The organism is Methylobacterium sp. CM6241 (assembly GCF_054817845.1).
The window spans coordinates 1030244-1049440 of the sequence record NZ_CM139246.1; the positions used below are offsets into that span (position 1 = coordinate 1030244).

Consider the following 19197-nt stretch of genomic DNA (forward strand, 5'->3'; position numbering starts at 1 on the left):
GAGGGGAGTGCCGATCTGCGTCTAATGCGAGCGCGTCTCAGGTCCGGAGCAGCTCGTTGATGGCGGTCTTGGAGCGGGTGCCGGCATCGACGCGCTTGACGATGACGGCGCAGTAGAGGCCGGGGCCGGGCGTACCGTCGGGCAGGTCCTTGCCGGGCGTCGTGCCCGAGACCACCACCGAATAGGGCGGCACGCGGCCATACATGACCTCGCCCGTGGACCGGTCGATGATCTTCGTCGACGCGCCGATATAGACGCCCATGGAGAGCACGCTGCCCTCACCGACGATCACGCCCTCGGCCACCTCGGCGCGGGCGCCGATGAAGCAATTGTCTTCGATGATGACCGGGTTGGCCTGGAGCGGCTCGAGTACGCCCGCGATGCCGGCGCCGCCGGAGATGTGACAGTTCTTCCCCACCTGCGCGCAGGAGCCGATCGTCACCCAGGTATCGACCATCGTGCCCTCACCCACATGGGCGCCGAGATTGATGAAGGAGGGCATCAGCACCGCGCCCGGCGCGATGTAGGAGCCACGGCGCACGAAGCAGCCCGGCACGGCCCGGAAACCGGCCTCACGAAAATGCTTCTTCTTCCAGCCTTCGAACTTCGATGGCACCTTGTCCCACCAATTGGCGCCATCGGGTCCGCCATGGATGATCTCCATGTCGTTGAGGCGGAAGGACAGCAGCACCGCCTTCTTGAGCCACTGGTTGACCTGCCACTCCTCACCGACCTTTTCGGCCACGCGGGCCTTGCCGGTATCGAGAAGATCGAGAGCCTCGTCCACGGCGTCGCGCACGGCGCCCTTGGTCGAGACGTCGATGCCGGCACGCTCCTCCCAAGCGGTCTCGATGGTGGTGGAGAGATCGGCGTGGGACATGGTGGCGTTCCGGTCGGTTAGGGGGAAGGGCCGTGCTTACAAAAGGCGGCCCGGCCTGTCACCTCGGGGCGTCAGGCGAGACGCAGGCTCACTCGCGGCAACCGTTACGGGTTTCCTCCCGCACGATCTCGCCGACCTTCGCCCGGTCGCGGGCAGAGAGCGGGACGTCGCGGATGTCGGAGAAGCGGCAATTGACGTTGCCGAAGGCCGAGATCGCCCGCTGCGTCTTGAAGCAGTAGCCGGCCTCCGCATAGACCGCGTTGCGCTCGCCCCAGAGCTCGTCGCAGGGGGATGCGGCCAGGGCGGGGGCGGCGGGCAGGAGAGCGAGGCACAGAATCACGAGGGCACGCATGGGCACTTCCTGGGCAGGTGTGAGAACCTGAAGGCTTGTGGCCCGTCTGTGCCGGTTTCGCCAGATCTCGGAGCGCGCCGATCGGCCGTCAGAACGCATCGATCCTGGCGCGGACGCCGTCGAGCCCCTTCACCAACGCATCCAGGTCGTCGGCGAGGGTGGCGTGGATCGTCTCGGCCGCGTCGGGAAATTCCTCGAGCACCCGGCGCATCAGCGTGGGCGTGATTCGGACGACCTCCGCCGGTGTCACGGCATGGGCATCGGTGGGGCGCTCGCCGCGCAGGAACAGGGCCATCTGTCCGATCAGGGCGGAACGGCCGACCCGGACGGGCTCGGCTCCGTCCACGCGGGGCGCCAGTTCGATCGTTCCGGACATGACGACGAACCCGCCATCGCTGCGCTCGTCGCGGGCGAACAGGACGTCGCCCGCCGTCAGGCTGCGGCGCTCGGCGGCGAAGGAGAGGAGTCTCAGGGCATCGCGCGCCATGTGGCTGAACAGGGGCGCGGCCGCCAGGATCGCGATGTCGTCGTCGAGCCCCAATGCCGTGCGCTCCCTCAAGACGGAGGTGACCCCTCCGGCGGATCAAGCCTTAGCCGAAGGCGGGCGAGGGGGAAATCCGGCGCTGCACCGGCGCAGGGACGGAGCGTCGATCAAACAGATGTCATGAAACCGGTCGATAGACGCGTCTCTCAAGCAAGACGAAGACGGAAATTCCGGTGTCCAATCACTTCTGCCTGGATCCGAACGATCCCTATGCGCAATCCGAAGTCCTGGTTTTCTTCGAAGGCCAATATCCGGATATCCGCCTGCTGTCGGTCATCGACCGCAACGACGACGAAATCCTGTCGGATCTCGTCCACGAGCAGCAGCGCGACCTCATCCGGGAGATCGCGGCCTTCTACACGTCCGGCGGTGATGCGCCGAACGCGGCTGCCTGATCCTCAGGGCAGCAGCTTGTAGCCGCCGCCTTCCGTCACGAGGATGGCGGTAACGGCCGGGTTCGGCTCGATCTTCTGGCGCAGGCGGTAGATGTGGGTCTCCAGCGTATGCGTGGTGACCTGCGCGTTGTAGCCCCAGACCTCGGCCAGGAGCGTATCACGTCCCACCACCTCGCGGCCGGCACGGTAAAGGAAGCGCAGGATCGCGGTCTCCTTTTCGGTGAGCTTCAACTTCGAGCCACGCTCGCAGACGAGGAGCTTTGCGCCGGGGCGGAACGTGTAGGGGCCGATCTGGAAGACCGCGTCCTCGCTCGCCTCATGGCTGCGCAGATGCGCGCGGATCCGCGCGAGGAGCACGGCGAACTTGAAGGGCTTGGCGACATAATCGTTGGCGCCCGCCTCCAGGCCCTCCACCATGTCGTCCTCCGAATCCTGCGCGCTCAGCATGATAACCGGTCCGCGGTAGCCGTTGCGGCGCATGGCCCGCACCGCCTCCCGCCCATCCATGTCCGGCAGGCCCACATCCATGATCGCGAGGTCGATCCGGTCCTCGGCCACACGGGCGAGGGCGGATTTCGCGTCTTCCGCGCTGACGATGACGAACTCCTCGTACAGATCGAGTTGCTCGATCAAGGTTTCGCGCAATGACTCGTCGTCGTCGCAGATGAGCAGGCGATGGGTGGTCGACATCGGCCGGGATACTTTCACACGCAGCTGGGAAGACCGGACGGGCCGGTCCCGAAAACCTGAGAGATGGCCGAATCGTCGGCCGCGAGCGTAAAACAGCAGAGTGATGGATGTTTTATGTCAGAACCTTGAACGACTTCGCGGCGAGGCCAGACTTCGTACATTCTCGACGGCTCCACGCCTCGAAAAGTTTCTCGCCGGCGCGACCATCGAGCGCCGTGACGAGGAACGCGCTGGTCGGAACCGGTCCGTTCGGACGATAAGTCGGGCATGATCCCGCTGACCCTCTCTCTCATCCGCGTCCGCCGGCTGGTGGGTGACCCGACCCGCGGGCAGATTCTCATGGCGGGCTCCATCATTCCCTGTGCGCTCGGCCGCTCCGGCATCGGGCAGGTCAAGCGGGAAGGGGACGGCCTGTCCCCGCGCGGTCGTTTTCGCCTCCGGGCCGGGGCCTATCGGCCGGACCATTTCGGCGCGCGCCCCCGCACCGCCCTGGCTCTGCGCCCGACGCGGCCGAACGACGGCTGGTGCGACGACCCGCGCGACCGGCGCTACAACCGCCCGATCACCCTGCCCGCCCCCGGCGTGAGCGCGGAACGGATGTGGCGGGAGGACGGTCTCTACGACCTCGTCGTCGATCTCGACTACAACCGGCAGCCGATCCGGCCGGGACGCGGCTCGGCGATCTTTCTGCATGTGGCACGGCCGGGATACCTGCCGACGGAGGGCTGCGTGGCGGTGAAGCGAGCCGATCTCGTTCGCCTGCTGCGGCGCGTCGGGCCGCGTACGCGGCTGCAGATCCTCTGACGGCCGCATCCTGCTACCCACGCGTCGGCAGGGCGGCGGGCGAGACGTCCCGCCGGTCTCCTGGACGGGACAGGGTCATGACCAGGATGGCGGCGAGGATGCACAGGGCGCCGGCGGCGAAGAAGGCCGGCAGGTAGCTCGACAAGGCCGTGCGCGACAGGCCGGCGCCGTAGGCGATGGTGGCGGCCCCGAGCTGGTGGCCCGCGAACACCCAGCCGAAGACGAGGTTCGCCTTCTCGCGCCCGAACCGGGATGCGGTGAGCCGTACGGTGGGCGGCACCGTGGCGATCCAGTCGAGCCCATAGAAGGCGGCGAAGACCGACAAGCCGACGAAGGAAAAGTCGGAGAAGGGCAGGAACATCAGCGAGAGGCCGCGCAGGCTGTAATACCAGAACAGGAGCCAGCGGTTGTCGTATCGGTCGGAGAGCCAGCCGGACGCCACCGTGCCGATGAAATCGAACACCCCCATCGCCGCGAGCACGCTCGCCCCCTGGACCGGGCCGATGCCGTAATCGGCGCAGAGGGGGATGAAATGGGTCTGGATCAGCCCGTTGGTGCTGGCTCCGCAGATGAAGAACGTGGCGAAGAGAACCCAGAACACGCCCGTGCGCGACGCCTCCGCCAGGACCCCGAGGGCGGAGCCGTTCACGGCCGGCGGCGCGACGGCGCCGGTAACGGCGGTCTCGCCATAGGGGGCGAGGCCCATCTCCTCCGGCCGGTCGCGCATCAGCGCCGTGACGGCGAGCCCCGCCGCGAGCAGGAGTCCACAGATCACCAGGAGTGCTGCACGCCAGCCGAGATGCTCGGTGAGGGCGGCGAGGAGCGGGAGAACGATGAGTTGGCCGGTGGCCGAACTGGCGGTGAGGAGACCGACGACGAGGCCGCGCGACCGCGAGAACCAGCGGGTCGCGATGGTGGCGCCGAGCACCAGGGCGGTAAGCCCCGTGCCGATGCCGACGACGACGCCCCAGAGCATGACCAGCTGCCAGACCTCGCTCATGAAGAGGGAGGTGAGCAACCCCCCGACGATGAGGAAAAGCGCCAGGAGCACGATGCGGCGCGGGCCGTAGCGGTTCATCAGCTGGGCCGCGAAAGGCCCCATCAATCCGAACAGCACGAAGCGCACGGCCAGGGCCGATGAGATCGTCGCCGTGTCCCAGCCGAACTCCTTCTGAAGCGGCAGGATCAGGACGCCGGGCGCACCCACGGCGCCGGCCGTGACCAACATGGTGAGGAAGGTGACGGCGGCGACGACCCAGCCGTAATGAACGTTCCGGCGGGCGAGGGGCCCTGCGACGGCGTTCGATAACGATCCGAAGGGAGCAGTGATGGACATACGGCCTCTTCGGGTTCCGCATGGTGGTTCGGCGTGACGACCCGGCGAACAAGCCCGGCACCACGACGCGGTCGGCCTTGCTTAGGCGCATATGCACCCGTTAGACAAGCATCTCGTCCCCGAACCCAGTGATTCCGTATATCGAGGATTTCTCACGATGGATTTGGCGTCACCGTGCCACTGCATCGCCCTACGCCAGGCATCGCGGCGGCTGACGCAGCATTACGACCAGCATCTCGCGCCCACCGGCCTGCGGACCAGCCAGTACGGAATGTTGCGCAGCCTAGGTCGTGTCGGGCCGATCTCCATCAACACCTTCGCGGAGATCATGGTGATGGACCGGACCACGATGGGGCGCGCTCTTCGTCCCCTCACGCGGGACGGGCTCGTCGCCGTCGGTCCCGGGCCGGATGGTCGCACGCGCTCCCTCACCCTCACCACTGCGGGGCGGAGGCGAATGGAGGACGCGCTTCCCCTTTGGGAGCAGGCGCAGCAGACGTTCGAGGAACGCTACGGAGCGGTGCCGGCAAGCGACCTGCGCCAGGCGGCGCTCAGCCTGGCGAGGACGGAGCTGTCACCAGCCGCGTGAGAGGGGCGGCGGGCGAGTGATCCGGGGGCGGGACCGCGCATGGTCCAGCCTCCGGTTGTCCCAGTCGCCTTCAGAAATGCCGCGCCAGCACCTCGCGGACGCGCTCGACCATCTCGTCTTCTTTCACCGAGAACTGGGCCGGGCGTGCCGCCTTCCATTCGGCGTTGCTGGCGATGTCGCCCGCCGCCTTGGCACCCTCAATGAGGTCCTTGACCTGGACTTCGCCGGCCTCGCGCTCGTTGGAGCCCTGGATGATGGCGCAAGGGCTGCCGCGCCGGTCGGCGTATTTCATCTGCGCCTTCATGCCCGAGCCGCCGAGATAGAGTTCGGCGCGGATGCCGGCCTCACGCAGGCGCGCCACGAGGCGCTGGTAATCGGCGATGTTGTCGCGGTCGAGAACCAGCACCACCACCGGACCGGGCTTCGCGGTGCCCTCGAGCAGCGGGCTCCCGGTCAGTTGCAGCGCCGAGAACAGGCGCGACACGCCGATGGAGAAGCCCGTCGCCGGCACCGGCTCGGCGCGGAAGCGGCCGACGAGGCCGTCATAGCGGCCGCCGCCCGCCACCGACCCGAAGCGCACGGTCTGGCCCTCCTCGTTGGTGACGGGGAAGGTCAGCTCGGCCTCGTAGACAGGGCCGGTATAGTATTCGAGGCCGCGCACCACCGAAGGGTCGGCCCGGATGCGGTCGTGGCCATAGCCCGCCGCCGCACAGAGCCGCATGATCGCTTGCAGTTCGGCGATGCCTTCACGGCCGGTCTCGGACGAGCCGACGACATCGGTCCACGAGCCGAAGAATTGCTCCCAGAACGCCATGCGGTCGCCCTCTGCGTCGGGAGCGGCCTGGAAAGAGACGTAGGCGAGGATGCGCTCGATGGCGTCGGGTGCGAGGCCCGCACCTTTAGCGAAATCACCGCTCTCGTCCTTTCGCCCTTCGCCGAGAAGTTGGCGTACCCCGTCGACGCCGAGGCGGTCGAGCTTGTCGATGGCCCGCAGAACCGTGAGGCGCTGGCCGGCCTTGTCCTCGCCCGAGAGGCCGATAGCCTCCATGACGCCGTCGAGCACCTTCCGGTTGTTGACCTTGATGACGTACTGGCCGGACAGGCCGAGCTTTTCCAGCGTGTCGGCCATCAGCATGCAGATCTCGGCATCCGCCGCGACGGAGCCCGCGCCGACGATGTCGGCATCGCATTGCATGAATTGGCGGAAGCGGCCGGGACCGGGCTTCTCGTTGCGGAAGACGTAGCCGGCGCGGAAGCTGCGGTAGGGCTTGGGGATTGCGTCGAAATGTTCGGCCACGTGCCGGGCCAGAGGCGCGGTGAGGTCGTAGCGAAGGGACAGCCAGGATTCGTCGTCGTCTTGGAACGAGAACACGCCCTCGTTCGGCCGGTCGAGATCGGGCAGGAACTTGCCGAGGGACTCGGTGTATTCGACGAAGGGCGTCTCCAACGCCTCGAACCCGTAGAGCTCGAAGCTCTGGCGGATCGTCTCCAGCATCCGGTGCTGGGCGGCGATCTCATCGGCGCGACGGTCGACGAAGCCGCGCGGCAGGCGCGCCTTCAACGTGTCGGCCTTCGTGGGATCGGCCTTCTTGGATTCGGCCTTGGCCATGGTGTCTTCGCTTTGCGTTCGGGCTGTCGATGTCAGGCGGGCTCTATCGCGGGTGTTCCCGAGCGGCAAGCGTGCCGGGCAAAGGGCGTGACACCGGGTGCCGTCGTTAGAGCTTGAGGCCGAGCAGCGCGCATAAGCTGAGAATGGCGATGGGGATCTGAAGCGGGCGAAGTCGAGCGAAGAAGAGCGGCGCCTCGCCGGTACGGGCGGCGATGGGATCGAGGATCGCCACGGCGGTGAAGCCGGCGATGAGAAGGGCGAGGGCCGCCACTGTCTGGCCGAGGGATGCGGACAGGAGCGCGAGAAAACCGAGGCCGAACAGGCCGAACATGGTGGCGATCTGGATGAAGGTCGGACCACCCTCGGTGCGGAAGCTGACACCACGCCGTACGCCCGACAGAAACAGCAGGATGGCACAGCCCCATAGAATGGTGAGGTAGAGAACCGCATCGCCGAGATCGTCCCGCCGCCACCAGGCGAAAGCCGCACCGAGGGCGAACGGCACCATCGGCCCGTAGCCGAGAACGATGCTGAGCCAGGGCACGCGACGGGGCTCACTCACGTTGAGCGTGCGGTTGTCATCTTGCTTCATGCCGGGAGAGCTCCTCCATTCACCCAGCCGGGCAACCGTCGCGCCGTGGCCCAGTTCCGGAGCGCGACGTGCTTGAGATCGGCGCTGGCAGGCCAAGCGCGGCTGTTTTCACGTGCAACAGGTGGACTTGCCGCTTGCTCGTATCCCGAGACGAGAACGCCCCGGCACGCTGAAGGCGGCCGGGGCGTTCTCGGGATCGATGGCGGAAATGCCTTGGCAGATCCGTTCGTGGATCAGGAGGCGAGGGGACCGGTCGGGGTGTTGCCCTGCTGGTTCTGGGCCTCGAAGGCCTTCTGGCGGTAGAGACCCACGAAATCGATCGGATCGATATAGAGAGGCGGGAAACCGCCGTTGCGCACGGCCTCGGCGATGATCTGGCGCGCGAACGGGAAGAGAAGGCGCGGGCACTCGATCATCACGGCCGGATGCAACTGGTCCTGGGGGATGTTGCGCATGCGGAAGATGCCGGCATAGTTCAGCTCGAAGGCGAACAGCACCTCGTTGTTGATCTTTGCATCGCCTTCCAGGGTCAGCTCGACCTCGAAATCGGCCTCGGCCAACTGCTTGGCATTGACGTTGACCTGGATATTGATCTGCGGGCCGCTTTCCTGCGGCTGGAGCGAGCGCGGCGCGTTGGGGTTCTCGAAGGAGAGATCCTTGGCGTATTGCGCCAACGCGTTGATGGCGGGCGACTGGTCCTCGGCGGGAGCCGCGCCGTTGCCGTTCGGTGCCGGGGTATCGGCCATGGCGATCTCGTCCTCTTTCGCGGGGTCTACTGGGCCACCTCGGCGATCCACTGCGCGGCGTATCGTCTGATCGTCGCAGGGCCGGGGCCGAGAGCACAGCGCGCTAACACGATGGGCCACCCCGGACAAGACGAGGGGCGGGAGGAGGCGATCCGCAGGCGCGTCGATCCAGTCGAGGAACCGGAGCCGTCTCCGAAGTCGGCGGTCTGCTCTTGACCCTGAGGCCTCCGGCATGGCTCCTCCCTGCCTGGATACGGCGCGCGGGCAGCCCCATATGCAGGGTGACCTTGTGGGTCGCGCCCTCCTCTCGCGGGCGGGATCCTTTGAATTCTCCGGCTCGATCCTTGCGCAACGCTCCAATAAAGGGCGTAGCGGCGGGATTCTTGAGAGCCCCCTCGAACAAGCATGTCGTGCGACGGCCACGATCGGATCGGTGATGCAGGATTCTTTCGATTTGACGACCCTGATCTTCCTGGGACTCGCGGTGTTCGTCATTTGGCGGCTCCGGTCTGTGCTGGGACAGAAGACCGGAGCGGAGCGCTCGCCGTTCAAACCGGTGGACCGGAACCACAATCCGTCGCAGCCGACCCGGTCGGAAGGCGATAACGTTGTGCGTCTGCCAGGGGCGGACCGGGTTCAGCCGCAGCCTGATTCGGCACCGGCCGCCGCTGCCGTCGCCCGCGACTGGCGCGGCATCGCCGAGCCGGGCTCGGCTGTCGCCCAGGGTCTCGAAGCGATCGTTCAGGCAGAGCCGAACTTTGATCCCCGCGCCTTCGTCGAAGGTGCCAAGGGTGCGTATGAGGCCATCGTGATCGCCTTCGCCAAGGGCGACCGCAAGACCCTGCGCAGCCTTCTCTCGCGTGAAGTCTGCGAGGGGTTCGAGCGGGAGATCACAGCCCGCGAGTCGCGCCGTGAGACAGTGGAGACCACTTTCGTCTCTCTCGACAAGGCGGAGATCGTTGCCGTGGATGTCCGCAACAAGGTGGCACAGGTGACCGTACACTTCCTCTCGCATCTCATAACCGCGACCCGCAGCGCCGATGGTCAGGTGATCGACGGCAATGCCGAGGCCGTGGCCGAGGTACCGGATGTCTGGACCTTCGCCCGCACGCTGGGCAGCCGCGATCCGAACTGGCAGCTCGTGGCCACGGAAGCCGGCGCCTGAGGATCCAGGGTTTGTCGTGACCGGGTTTATCAATCGGGCATCCTTCGCCGCCCTAGCTCTCGTTACTGGCTGTCTTCCCGGCCCGGTCGCTCTCGCGACCGGGCCGCTTCGCGTCGGAGAGGCGATTCTCGAGCCCGTGGACCCGACCGCCTTGCCGGGCTTTCCCGGCTCCGATCCGGCCGCTTCCCTCGAGGTGTTCCGCCGGACCTGCGCCGCTCCACCGGTGGAGATCGCCGCGACTGTCGCCGGCTCGGCGGAGGATCTTGCCGCCGCCTGCACCCTTGCGGCCTCGGTCAAGCCGGAAGAGGCCAGGGCCTTCTTCGCGCGGAATTTCGATGCCTACCGTATCGTAAGAGCGGGCGAGGCGGGTGGTCCTCCGCGCCAGACGGGCTTTCTCACCGGCTATTTCGAACCGGAACTCACCGGTGCCCTCGCGGCCGGCCCCGGCTTCACCACCCCGGCCCTTGCCCGGCCGGACGATCTCGTGAGTCTCGCCCCCGGCGAGACGAAACTCGGCATCGATCCGACATTGCGGGCGGCACGGGCGACGCCGGGCGGCTTCGAGCCTTACCCCGACCGTGCATCCATAGAGGATGGAGCAATCGGGGAGCGGGCCCGGCCGCTCGTCTACCTGCGCGATCCGGTCGATCTCTTCGTGCTCCAGGTCCAGGGATCGGGGCGCGTACGCCTTCCCGATGGACGGGCAGTGAGGGTGCTCTATGACGGCCGCAACGGTCGTCCCTATACGTCGGTGGCCAAGCTCATCGTCCAGGCGGGACATCTCCCCCTCGAGGGCCTGACGCTCGCCCGCTGGACCGGCTGGCTTCGTGACAATCCGGCCCTCGCCAAGCCACTGATGCGGGCAAACGCCTCCTACATCTTCTTCCGGCTCGCCGAAGTGGAGGATCCCCGCCTCGGCCCTCCGGGCGCGGCCGGCGTCCCCCTGACCCCGGGCCGGAGCCTGGCGGTCGACTCCACTTTGTGGCGTTACGGAACGCCGTTCTGGCTCGAGGGACGGATCGCCGGGGAGGATGCCCCGGGGCGCCTCGTCGTTGCGGCCGATACCGGTTCGGCCATCGTCGGCCCGGCGCGCGGGGACCTTTATCTCGGCACGGGAGAAGCGGCGGGGATCGCCGCCGGCAACCTGCGCGATGCGGTCGGCTTCGTCGTCCTACTGCCTAAGCCGCGTGCGGTCCCATGAGGATGCCGCGCAGACCCCGAGGTCTGTCCGGGGAGGACGCCTTCCTCTGGGGCGAAATCGCACGGCTGATCACGCCGCTGCGCGGACGTGCTCCTTCTCCGAAGGCCAAAACACTGCCAACTGGGGATCCCGTTCCTCCGAAGCGGAAACCGGAAGTACCGGCGCTCGTCGCCAAGCCTGTTGCCAAGCCTGTTGCCGAAAGGGCCGGCTTGCCCGGTGGCGTGAAAGCGCCCCCGAAACGCATCGTGAAACCTGTCCCCGCCCCCGCTCTCGTGGTGGCCCCGGCGGCCATCGTCACTCCACCTGCCCTGCCGGGCCTGGAACGCAAGGCTCGCCTCGCCCTGCGGCGTGGATCGCTCAAGGTTGAGGCACGGATCGACCTTCACGGATTGTATCAGGCCGAAGCTCACGATGCCCTGATCGGCTTTCTCATGCGCTGCCGTTCGGCGGGCCATGCCCATGTCCTCGTCGTCACCGGCAAGGGGGGCGGGGCAGGCTATGACAATGCTTTCTCGGAGCGAGGGGTCCTGCGCCGCTCGGTGCCGCACTGGCTGCGTGCGCCGGAACTGCGCAGCGTCGTCATCGGCTTCGAGGAGGCGGCGCGCCATCATGGTGGCGCCGGAGCCCTTTACGTCCGGCTGAGGCGACGCTGACGTCGTAAATCGAGGCGTCTCCCAGCAAGAAGAGCGCGATCCCGCATTCCGATCGCCTATAAGGGGCTTGAGCAGGATGCGGAAACGCGATATGGGAAGGTCCCTCCTTTTACGCCGTGTTGCATCCGAGAGCCATAGGCTCCCCATAGACGATGCGCGGAACCGGTCTTTACCGCTGTTCCGACCACAGGTGCCGACAAGGCATCCGGCGCTCCTCCGACTGTTCAGCCCGATCAACCCTCGTCCATCGTCGGTTCTCATTCTCCCATGACGTCACAGAACGATTCCCTCCTTCCCGTTGATCCGCCGGCAGAGGTCGGGTTGGTCGCTGCCGATCTGAGCCCGCATCGCGAGGTCAAACTTCAGGATCTGAAGTCCAAGACCCCGACGGACCTGATCGCTTTCGCGGAGGAGGTCGAGGTCGAGAACGCCTCCACGATGCGCAAGCAGGAGCTCATGTTCTCCATCCTGAAGCAGCTCGCTGCCAAGGAGGTCGAGATCATCGGCGCCGGCACGGTGGAAGTGCTTCAGGACGGGTTCGGTTTCCTGCGTTCGTCTGAATCGAACTATCTGCCCGGCCCCGACGACATCTACATCTCGCCCACCCAGATCCGCCGTTTCGGCCTGCGGACCGGCGATACCGTGGAGGGGCCGATCCGCGGCCCGAAGGATGGCGAGCGCTACTTCGCTCTGCTCAAGGTGAACACGATCAACTTCGAGAACCCGGAGAAGATCAAGCACAAGGTCCATTTCGACAACCTGACGCCGCTCTTCCCGACGCAGCGCTTCAAGCTCGAACTCGACGCTCCGCCGAAGAAGGACTTCTCGCCGCGTATCATCGACATCGTCGCGCCCATCGGTAAGGGCCAACGCGCTCTCATCGTGGCGCCGCCGCGTACCGGCAAGACCGTGCTGATGCAGAACATCGCGCAGTCGATCACCATCAACCACCCGGAATGCTACCTCATCGTGCTGCTCATCGACGAGCGTCCCGAGGAAGTCACCGACATGATCCGCTCAGTGAAGGGCGAGGTCATCGCCTCCACCTTCGACGAGCCGGCCACCCGCCACGTTCAGGTCGCCGAGATGGTGATCGAAAAGGCCAAGCGTCTCGTGGAGCATGGCCGTGACGTGGTCATCCTGCTCGATTCGATCACCCGCCTCGGCCGCGCCTACAACACCGTGGTGCCGTCCTCCGGTAAGGTGCTCACCGGTGGTGTGGATGCCAACGCGCTCCAGCGGCCGAAGCGCTTCTTCGGTGCCGCTCGCAACATCGAGGAGGGCGGCTCGCTCTCGATCATCGCCACCGCGCTCATCGATACCGGTTCGCGCATGGACGAGGTGATCTTCGAGGAGTTCAAGGGCACCGGCAACTCCGAGATCATTCTCGACCGCAAGGTCTCCGACAAGCGCATCTTCCCCGCGATCGACATCACCCGCTCAGGCACCCGCAAGGAAGAGCTCCTGGTGCCGCCGGATTCGCTCAAGAAGACCTACGTGCTGCGTCGTATCCTCAACCCGATGGGCGTCACGGACGCCATCGAGTTCCTCATGGACAAGCTGCGCCAGACCAAGAGCAACAACGACTTCTTCGACTCGATGAATACCTGAGGGACCCTGAGTCTCTCTTCCCTTCTGTGCCTGCGGGGTATCGAGGTTTTCCCTCTTGCGCGTTGAAGGTCCTCGTTCGGGTCCCTCCTTCGCGTAAGATCCGCTAGCGCGAGTCTCAAGCGTGCGCTCAATGAGAATGGTTTCCAAAAGAAACCATTCTTTTCGTCGGCTATAGAGCGGACCGACATGGGACCTACGCGGCGTCGTGGTTGAGCTATGAACGACGGCACTACCATTTTCGCACCCGCCAGCGGTTTCGGACGTGCGGCCGTCGCCGTCATTCGAATCAGTGGGCCTGCTACAGCCGACCTGATCACGAGCGTCGCGAAGCGACTGCCACCGCCTCGGCGCTTATCTCTTCGGACTCTCCGCGAACCCACGACCAGCGAACCACTCGATTCCGCCCTCGTGGCGTGGATGCCGGGACCTGCGACGTTCACCGGCGAAGATATGGCCGAACTCCACCTCCATGGTGGCCTCGCGGTGCGCTCCGCTGTCATGGCCGCGCTTGCTGCTCATCCCGGATGCCATATCGCCGAACCTGGTGCGTTCAGCCGACGTGCCGTGGAGAACGGTCGGATGGACCTGACCGCCGTCGAGGGTGCGGCAGATCTCATCGATGCGGAGACAGAAGCGCAACGACGCCAAGCTCTGCGTCAACTCGACGGAGTCCTGGGTCGTAAGGTGGCCGATTGGCGTGGTCGTCTCATCGATCTCCTGGCCGGAGCCGAGGCCGCCCTCGATTTCGCCGATGAGGGCGATGTGGATGATTCCGCGCTCGATGCGGCGCTTCATGCCAAGGCTCGCGCCATCCGTGACGACATCGATCACGCTCTCGCCGATAGCCGGCGGGGAGAGCGTCTGCGGGAGGGCTACGTCGTGGTTCTCTCAGGGCCGCCCAATGCCGGCAAGTCCACGCTGCTCAATGCTCTGAGCCAGCGCGATGCCGCGATCGTTTCTGCCATTCCAGGCACGACCCGCGACCTTATCGAGATTCGTTGCGATCTCGGCGGGCTGCCGATCATCATCGTGGATACGGCCGGCTTGCGGCATACGACCGACCCAGTCGAGGCCGAAGGCATCCGGCGCACCCGCAACCGGATGGACCAAGCCGATCTCATCCTTGCGCTCCAGCCAAATGACGGACCACACGACCTTGCACCTGACCTGCCAGATCGCACGATCCGGGTTCAAACGAAGTCGGATTTGGGCGTTGCCGTGAATGGGGTACTCGCCGTATCCGCGTTGACCGGTGCGGGTATCGACAACCTGCTACGCTTCATTGAAGCGAGGGCGGAGCAAGCCCTTGGCGGCGGCGATGCTCTCATTACTCGCGAGCGGCACCGCGATGGGTTGACCCGCTGCAGCCGTCACCTCTCCAGGATCTTGTCGGGCCCTGCCCTTCCGGAGTTGCTCGCTGAGGATCTGAGGCTTGCCGTTCGCGCCTTGGGCGAGGTCGCCGGTCGGGTCGGCGTCGAGGATATGCTCGATCGCCTCTTCTCCGGGTTCTGTATCGGTAAGTGACGGGTGGCGCCAAGGCTGGTGGTCCCTGGCCGTTCGCTGCGGGAAGCTAGGCCCCGTTCGAGATCTCGAAACGGCGACACAGGGCGTCGAGCTCTTCCGGCGTTTCGTAGCGGATGCGAATTTCCCCGCTGCCTTGAGTCTTTGACTTCAGCGATACCGTGACGCCAAGCGCGCGCGCCATGGCTTGCTCCAGGCTACGGACCTGCCCATCCCGCTCCGGCTTGCGCGGACGTCCCGGGCGGGGGGCGTCGCCTTCCGGCACTTCAGCTGAGGCCAGGGCCTCGACCTCACGGACGGACAACCCTTCAGCCACGATCCGTCGCGCGACGGCTTCGGGCTCCCGCACCGCGAGAAGAGCGCGGGCGTGACCGGCTGTGATCTCCCCAGCGACGACTCGGTCCTGGATCGCGCTGGACAATTGCAGCAGACGCAACGTGTTGGCGAGATGGCTGCGGCTCTTTCCGATGATTTCGGCGAGCTCCGTTTGGCTATAGCGAAACTCGCTCATGAGCCGCTCATAACCAGCTGCCTCTTCGATGGCGTTGAGATCACTGCGCTGGACGTTCTCGAGAATGGCGTATTCGAGGGAGGTCCGATCGTCGATCTCGACGACAACGACGGGGGCCTCGTGCAGCCCGGCACGCTGAGCGGCGCGCCAACGACGCTCGCCGGCGACGATCTCGTAGGTATCCGGAACGCCTGCCAGAGCGCGGACCACGATAGGCTGAATGATGCCGCGGATCTTGATCGAAGCGGCTAGCTCGTCGAGTTCGGCTTCGTGGAAGCGCCGACGCGGGTTTCGCGGATTTGGGCGCAGAAATTCGACGGCGACCTTGCGCTGTGCCTGCGGCTTCCCCGCATCGCCGCTATCGTCGCCGAAATCTCCGATCAGGGCCGCAAGCCCACGCCCGAGTCGAGGCCGCGCCACATCATCCGCCATCGCCACCTGCTTCAACTCCGATACGCTACGCATTCACGAAAAAGAACGAGCGACCTACGCCGCGACTGGAAGCCGCCCCTCGCGTTGGATCACTTCCGAGGCCAGGCGCAGATAGGCCTGCGAGCCGGCGCATTTCAGGTCGTAGAGCAACACCGGCTTGCCATGCGACGGGGCCTCCGAAACGCGGACGTTGCGTGGAATCGTGGTCTCGTAGACCTTGTCGCCGAGGAAGCTACGGACATCGGCCGCAACCTGATTCGAGAGGTTGTTGCGCGGATCCACCATAGTCAGCACCACACCCTGAATGGTGAGACGCGGATTGAGCGCGCTGCGGACCTGATCGACAGTGCGCAGGAGTTGGCTCAACCCCTCCAGGGCGAAGAACTCGCATTGCATGGGCACGAGCACGGCGTCGGCGGCTGCCAGTGCATTGATCGTCAGCAGGTTCAAGGAAGGAGGACAATCGATCAGGACATAGGTCACGCCCTCGGTGGCACCGGCCTTGCCGAGGTCGATCATGGCGTTGCGCAGGCGGTGAGCCCTGTCGGAGGAACTCGCCATTTCCAATTCGAGGCCAAGAAGATCCATCGTCGAGGGGGCGAGAAGCAGCCGGGGTACGGCCGTGGGTACTACCGCTTGGGCCAGGGACGCATCGCCGGCGAGCACGTGGTAGGTCGACAGCTTGCGGGAGCGGCGGTCGATGCCGAGCCCGGTGGAAGCGTTTCCCTGCGGATCGAGGTCGATCACCAAGACGCGTTCACCGATAGCAGCGAGCGCGGTACCGAGATTGATGGCTGTCGTCGTCTTGCCGACACCGCCCTTTTGGTTGGCCAAAGCAAGGATGCGCAACGGCCGCTCGGGCGTTGCCCTGGAGGCGGAGGAGGGTTCGATGGTCATGAATCCACGCGGGAGAGGGTGGTGACGCGGACGATCCGCGCGTCCGACTCAGTACGGCTCGTCACCAGATCGTAAACGAATCTCCACCGTTGCGCTGCATTGGTCAATTCCGCCTGCGCATCACGGCCCTTCGGAAACAGCGCGATGGTGCCTGTTGTCAACAGCGGTTCCGTCCATTCGAGCAATTGGGGGAGGGGAGCCAAAGCACGGGCGCAGACGGCGTGAACTCCAACGTGTTCGGCGATAGCGTCCTCAATGCGGACGTTGCGAACCCGCGCCGGAGCTTTCGTCAATCGGGCCGCCTCCGTGAGAAAGGCGCATTTGCGCGCATTGCTCTCGATCAGGTCCACCTGAAAACCCGGCCGATCACGTCCTGCGATAGCCAAGATGAGGCCAGGAATTCCAGCCCCCGAACCGAGATCGAGCCACTTGCTGGCGTCGGGGGCGAGATCGAGCAGTTGGAGGGCGTCGGCAATGTGGCGGGTCCAAACCTCCGTGAGTGTGGCGGGACCGACGAGGTTCTTGACGCTTTGCCACCTCCTTAGCTGCTCGACATAGATGTCTAAAGCCTCGGCTGTTTCACGTGAAACATTTGCCTGGGCGACAACGCGAGTTCGGTCGTCATGCCTAGCGGCCATGGACAGCCGCCGGATTCGAGCGGTCGGCGCGGCGAGCATGGGCTGCCAGCAACGTCAGCGCAGCAGGAGTCACGCCCTCGATCCGTGCAGCCTGACCAAGCGTGCCGGGCCTCACCGTTTCGAGTTTGGCCTGCATCTCATTGGACAAACCGGGAATGGCGCCATAGTCGAGCTTCGTTGGAAGCGACAGGGCCTCGTCTCGTCGGAAAGCCGCGATGTCGGCATTCTGGCGATCAAGATAGACGGCATAGGTCGCATCCGTGCGGAGGCGATCCGCGATACGAGGAGACACGCTCCGAAGCTCGGGCCACACCTCGGTCAGACGGTCCCAGCCGATCTCCGGATAGGAGAGCAATTGAAAGGCACTTCGGCGAATACCGTCCTGGTTAAGCGCGATCTCATGCCGAGCCGCTGCGGCCGGTGTCAGGCTGAGCCTATCGAGCAGCCCCCGCGCTGCCTCCAGTTCACCTTGTGACCGAGCGAAATGCTCGGCCCTTTCGGAGCCGACACAGCCGAGAGCAGCCCCGCGCGGGGTCAGGCGCTCATCGGCATTGTCAACGCGGAGGGACAGCCGATATTCCGAGCGCGAAGTGAACATGCGATAAGGTTCGCTGACGCCGTGGGTCACGAGATCGTCGATCATCACCCCAAGATAAGATTCGGCCCGGTCGAAGCGCGACAGGGTCGATCCCCCGGCGAGCCGGGCGGCATTGATCCCAGCCACCAGCCCCTGCCCCGCGGCCTCCTCGTAGCCGGTCGTGCCGTTGATCTGTCCAGCCAGGAACAGGCCGGGCAGTCGCTTGGCCTGGAGGGTCGTGTCGAGCTCGCGAGGATCGACGTAGTCATACTCGATGGCATAGCCGGGTCGCACGATGGCCGCACGTTCGAGACCCGGGATCAGTGCGATGACATCGCGCTGAATGCTCTCCGGCAGCGCGGTGGAAATGCCGTTGGGGTAGACGGTCGGGTCGTCCAGCCCCTCGGGTTCCAGGAAGATCTGGTGACCTTCGCGGTCTCCGAAGCGCACCACCTTGTCTTCGATGGACGGACAGTAACGCGGCCCCCGGCTGCTGATCCCCCCCGAATACATCGGCGAGCGGTGAAGATTCGCACGGATGAGATCGTGCACCGCCTGGGTCGTACGCGTGATGCCGCATTGGATCTGCGGTGTGGTGATCCGTTCCGTGAGGGTCGAGAACGGTACCGGATCGTCATCGGCCGACTGCATGTCGAGGCCCGACCAATCAATGGTGCGGCCATCGAGACGGGCAGGGGTGCCGGTCTTGAGACGTCCGAGCGCAAAGCCCAGCCGGTCCAGCGTCTGCGCGAGGCCGATGGATGGCCCCTCCCCGACGCGCCCGGCGGGAATCTGCACTTCTCCCATATGGATGAGGCCTCGAAGAAACGTGCCGGTGGTCAGCACGACAGCGGAGCAGGCAACCGTTCTCCCATCCGACAGAATCACCCCGGCGACCTGTGCGGCTGCAATGTGAATGTCCCCGACTTCACCCTCGATGACATGAAGGTTCGCGGTGCTGGCGACGGCTTCTTGGATGGCCCGCGCATAGAGTTTGCGGTCGGCCTGGGTGCGCGGTCCGCGCACTGCCGGCCCCTTGCGTCGGTTGAGCAGGCGGAACTGAATGCCGGCTGCGTCGGCGGCACGGCCCATCAGTCCGTCGAGGGCATCGACCTCGCGAACGAGATGACCCTTGCCGAGACCGCCGATGGCCGGGTTGCAGGACATCGCGCCGATCGTGGCAGCTGAATGCGTGACGAGGGCGGTACGGGCGCCGATGCGGGCAGCAGCAGCAGCGGCTTCCACGCCAGCATGGCCGCCTCCGACCACGACCACGTCGAAGGAAAGACTTGTCTGAGACATAGGGTGATTAGGCGCGACCGGAGCGAGTCGTCAACGAGGAGCGCGAGCGTATCTCATCCTCTGCCGAATCCGGCTGCTTCACATTCGACGTCGAAGCCCGTCCTGCCATGGAGGCATCGCGGGAAGGACGATCGGAGACAGACGACAGATCG

Annotated in this window: 20 protein-coding genes; 8 read left to right on the forward strand and 12 right to left on the reverse strand. The window is 65.7% G+C overall.

Annotation, left to right across the window (positions count from 1 at the left end; translation table 11 throughout):
- Positions 1–37: 37 nt before the first annotated feature.
- From dapD to ACYQR9_RS04805, 3 genes are all read right to left on the reverse strand, one after another.
- Positions 38–880: a 2,3,4,5-tetrahydropyridine-2,6-dicarboxylate N-succinyltransferase gene (gene dapD / locus ACYQR9_RS04795; RefSeq protein ID WP_056423053.1), complete on the reverse strand. Its 843-nt coding sequence runs from the start codon at positions 878–880 to the stop codon at positions 38–40.
- Positions 881–968: 88 nt separating this feature from the next.
- Positions 969–1232 (reverse strand): YARHG domain-containing protein, encoded by a 264-nt coding sequence (locus ACYQR9_RS04800; protein ID WP_056423056.1) that lies wholly within the window; start codon positions 1230–1232, stop codon positions 969–971.
- An 88-nt stretch (positions 1233–1320) separates the two neighbouring features.
- On the reverse strand, positions 1321–1773 hold the full coding sequence (locus tag ACYQR9_RS04805) for a cyclic nucleotide-binding domain-containing protein (RefSeq protein ID WP_056423059.1): 453 nt from the start codon (positions 1771–1773) through the stop codon (positions 1321–1323).
- Between the two features lie 176 nt (positions 1774–1949).
- Here ACYQR9_RS04805 and ACYQR9_RS04810 point away from each other — a divergent pair, with 176 nt between their 5' ends.
- On the forward strand, positions 1950–2171 hold the full coding sequence (locus tag ACYQR9_RS04810; protein ID WP_207413078.1) for a hypothetical protein: 222 nt from the start codon (positions 1950–1952) through the stop codon (positions 2169–2171).
- A gap of 3 nt (positions 2172–2174) precedes the next feature.
- Here ACYQR9_RS04810 and ACYQR9_RS04815 read toward each other — a convergent pair whose 3' ends face one another.
- Positions 2175–2861 carry a response regulator transcription factor gene (locus ACYQR9_RS04815; RefSeq protein WP_056423065.1) on the reverse strand — a complete coding sequence of 229 codons (687 nt, stop codon included), beginning with the start codon at positions 2859–2861 and terminating at the stop codon, positions 2175–2177.
- Between the two features lie 267 nt (positions 2862–3128).
- Between ACYQR9_RS04815 and ACYQR9_RS04820 the strand changes: the two genes are divergently transcribed.
- Positions 3129–3665 (forward strand): L,D-transpeptidase family protein, encoded by a 537-nt coding sequence (locus ACYQR9_RS04820; protein ID WP_207413077.1) that lies wholly within the window; start codon positions 3129–3131, stop codon positions 3663–3665.
- Positions 3666–3678: 13 nt separating this feature from the next.
- Here ACYQR9_RS04820 and ACYQR9_RS04825 read toward each other — a convergent pair whose 3' ends face one another.
- Positions 3679–5001 (reverse strand): MFS transporter, encoded by a 1323-nt coding sequence (locus ACYQR9_RS04825; RefSeq protein ID WP_461228866.1) that lies wholly within the window; start codon positions 4999–5001, stop codon positions 3679–3681.
- A 157-nt stretch (positions 5002–5158) separates the two neighbouring features.
- On the opposite strand from ACYQR9_RS04825, the gene ACYQR9_RS04830 reads away from it, so the two are divergent.
- Positions 5159–5590, forward strand: coding sequence for a MarR family winged helix-turn-helix transcriptional regulator (locus tag ACYQR9_RS04830; RefSeq protein WP_461228867.1), 432 nt, complete (start codon positions 5159–5161; stop codon positions 5588–5590).
- Positions 5591–5660: 70 nt separating this feature from the next.
- Here ACYQR9_RS04830 and hisS read toward each other — a convergent pair whose 3' ends face one another.
- From hisS to secB, 3 genes are all read right to left on the reverse strand, one after another.
- Positions 5661–7199, reverse strand: coding sequence for a histidine--tRNA ligase (gene hisS / locus ACYQR9_RS04835; protein ID WP_461228868.1), 1539 nt, complete (start codon positions 7197–7199; stop codon positions 5661–5663).
- Positions 7200–7305: 106 nt separating this feature from the next.
- Complete coding sequence (locus ACYQR9_RS04840) at positions 7306–7791, reverse strand: DUF3429 domain-containing protein (RefSeq protein WP_461221719.1); 486 nt, start codon at positions 7789–7791, stop codon at positions 7306–7308.
- Between the two features lie 233 nt (positions 7792–8024).
- Complete coding sequence (gene secB / locus ACYQR9_RS04845) at positions 8025–8537, reverse strand: protein-export chaperone SecB (protein ID WP_056423082.1); 513 nt, start codon at positions 8535–8537, stop codon at positions 8025–8027.
- A gap of 436 nt (positions 8538–8973) precedes the next feature.
- Between secB and ACYQR9_RS04850 the strand changes: the two genes are divergently transcribed.
- From ACYQR9_RS04850 to mnmE, 5 genes are all read left to right on the forward strand, one after another.
- Positions 8974–9702, forward strand: coding sequence for a Tim44/TimA family putative adaptor protein (locus ACYQR9_RS04850; RefSeq protein WP_461228869.1), 729 nt, complete (start codon positions 8974–8976; stop codon positions 9700–9702).
- Positions 9703–9718: 16 nt separating this feature from the next.
- A complete protein-coding gene (gene mltA / locus ACYQR9_RS04855; RefSeq protein ID WP_461228870.1) occupies positions 9719–10903 on the forward strand; it encodes a murein transglycosylase A in 1185 nt (394 codons plus the stop codon).
- Positions 10900–11556 carry a Smr/MutS family protein gene (locus tag ACYQR9_RS04860; protein ID WP_461228871.1) on the forward strand — a complete coding sequence of 219 codons (657 nt, stop codon included), beginning with the start codon at positions 10900–10902 and terminating at the stop codon, positions 11554–11556. Before mltA ends, ACYQR9_RS04860 begins: the two co-directional genes overlap by 4 nt.
- A gap of 267 nt (positions 11557–11823) precedes the next feature.
- Positions 11824–13167 (forward strand): transcription termination factor Rho, encoded by a 1344-nt coding sequence (gene rho / locus ACYQR9_RS04865; protein WP_056423088.1) that lies wholly within the window; start codon positions 11824–11826, stop codon positions 13165–13167.
- A gap of 216 nt (positions 13168–13383) precedes the next feature.
- Positions 13384–14691: a tRNA uridine-5-carboxymethylaminomethyl(34) synthesis GTPase MnmE gene (gene mnmE / locus ACYQR9_RS04870; RefSeq protein ID WP_461228872.1), complete on the forward strand. Its 1308-nt coding sequence runs from the start codon at positions 13384–13386 to the stop codon at positions 14689–14691.
- A gap of 46 nt (positions 14692–14737) precedes the next feature.
- Here the strand turns inward: mnmE and ACYQR9_RS04875 are convergent, their stop codons facing one another.
- Genes ACYQR9_RS04875 through mnmG form a run of 4 tightly spaced genes read right to left on the reverse strand, consistent with a single transcriptional unit; the run spans position 14738 to position 19045 of the window.
- Entirely contained in the window at positions 14738–15631 is an 894-nt protein-coding gene (locus ACYQR9_RS04875; protein ID WP_056423097.1) for a ParB/RepB/Spo0J family partition protein, read from the reverse strand.
- Between the two features lie 54 nt (positions 15632–15685).
- Entirely contained in the window at positions 15686–16528 is an 843-nt protein-coding gene (locus ACYQR9_RS04880) for a ParA family protein (protein ID WP_056423099.1), read from the reverse strand.
- Entirely contained in the window at positions 16525–17166 is a 642-nt protein-coding gene (gene rsmG / locus ACYQR9_RS04885; protein WP_461229734.1) for a 16S rRNA (guanine(527)-N(7))-methyltransferase RsmG, read from the reverse strand. Before rsmG ends, ACYQR9_RS04880 begins: the two co-directional genes overlap by 4 nt.
- Entirely contained in the window at positions 17156–19045 is a 1890-nt protein-coding gene (gene mnmG, locus ACYQR9_RS04890; protein ID WP_461228873.1) for a tRNA uridine-5-carboxymethylaminomethyl(34) synthesis enzyme MnmG, read from the reverse strand. The genes rsmG and mnmG overlap by 11 nt, the downstream gene beginning before the upstream one ends.
- Positions 19046–19197: the final 152 nt, after the last annotated feature.

Excerpts from the sequence above, each read along its gene's own strand:
- dapD (WP_056423053.1), bottom strand. The coding sequence starts at position 880 with ATGTCCCACGCCGATCTCTCCACCACCATCGAGACCGCTTGGGAGGAG.
- ACYQR9_RS04800 (WP_056423056.1), bottom strand. The coding sequence starts at position 1,232 with ATGCGTGCCCTCGTGATTCTGTGCCTCGCTCTCCTGCCCGCCGCCCCC.
- ACYQR9_RS04815 (WP_056423065.1), bottom strand. The coding sequence starts at position 2,861 with ATGTCGACCACCCATCGCCTGCTCATCTGCGACGACGACGAGTCATTG.
- ACYQR9_RS04820 (WP_207413077.1), top strand. The coding sequence starts at position 3,129 with ATGATCCCGCTGACCCTCTCTCTCATCCGCGTCCGCCGGCTGGTGGGT.
- ACYQR9_RS04825 (WP_461228866.1), bottom strand. The coding sequence starts at position 5,001 with ATGTCCATCACTGCTCCCTTCGGATCGTTATCGAACGCCGTCGCAGGG.
- ACYQR9_RS04830 (WP_461228867.1), top strand. The coding sequence starts at position 5,159 with ATGGATTTGGCGTCACCGTGCCACTGCATCGCCCTACGCCAGGCATCG.
- hisS (WP_461228868.1), bottom strand. The coding sequence starts at position 7,199 with ATGGCCAAGGCCGAATCCAAGAAGGCCGATCCCACGAAGGCCGACACG.
- ACYQR9_RS04840 (WP_461221719.1), bottom strand. The coding sequence starts at position 7,791 with ATGAAGCAAGATGACAACCGCACGCTCAACGTGAGTGAGCCCCGTCGC.
- secB (WP_056423082.1), bottom strand. The coding sequence starts at position 8,537 with ATGGCCGATACCCCGGCACCGAACGGCAACGGCGCGGCTCCCGCCGAG.
- ACYQR9_RS04850 (WP_461228869.1), top strand. The coding sequence starts at position 8,974 with ATGCAGGATTCTTTCGATTTGACGACCCTGATCTTCCTGGGACTCGCG.
- ACYQR9_RS04860 (WP_461228871.1), top strand. The coding sequence starts at position 10,900 with ATGAGGATGCCGCGCAGACCCCGAGGTCTGTCCGGGGAGGACGCCTTC.
- rho (WP_056423088.1), top strand. The coding sequence starts at position 11,824 with ATGACGTCACAGAACGATTCCCTCCTTCCCGTTGATCCGCCGGCAGAG.
- mnmE (WP_461228872.1), top strand. The coding sequence starts at position 13,384 with ATGAACGACGGCACTACCATTTTCGCACCCGCCAGCGGTTTCGGACGT.
- ACYQR9_RS04875 (WP_056423097.1), bottom strand. The coding sequence starts at position 15,631 with ATGGCGGATGATGTGGCGCGGCCTCGACTCGGGCGTGGGCTTGCGGCC.
- ACYQR9_RS04880 (WP_056423099.1), bottom strand. The coding sequence starts at position 16,528 with ATGACCATCGAACCCTCCTCCGCCTCCAGGGCAACGCCCGAGCGGCCG.
- rsmG (WP_461229734.1), bottom strand. The coding sequence starts at position 17,166 with ATGGCCGCTAGGCATGACGACCGAACTCGCGTTGTCGCCCAGGCAAAT.
- mnmG (WP_461228873.1), bottom strand. The coding sequence starts at position 19,045 with ATGTCTCAGACAAGTCTTTCCTTCGACGTGGTCGTGGTCGGAGGCGGC.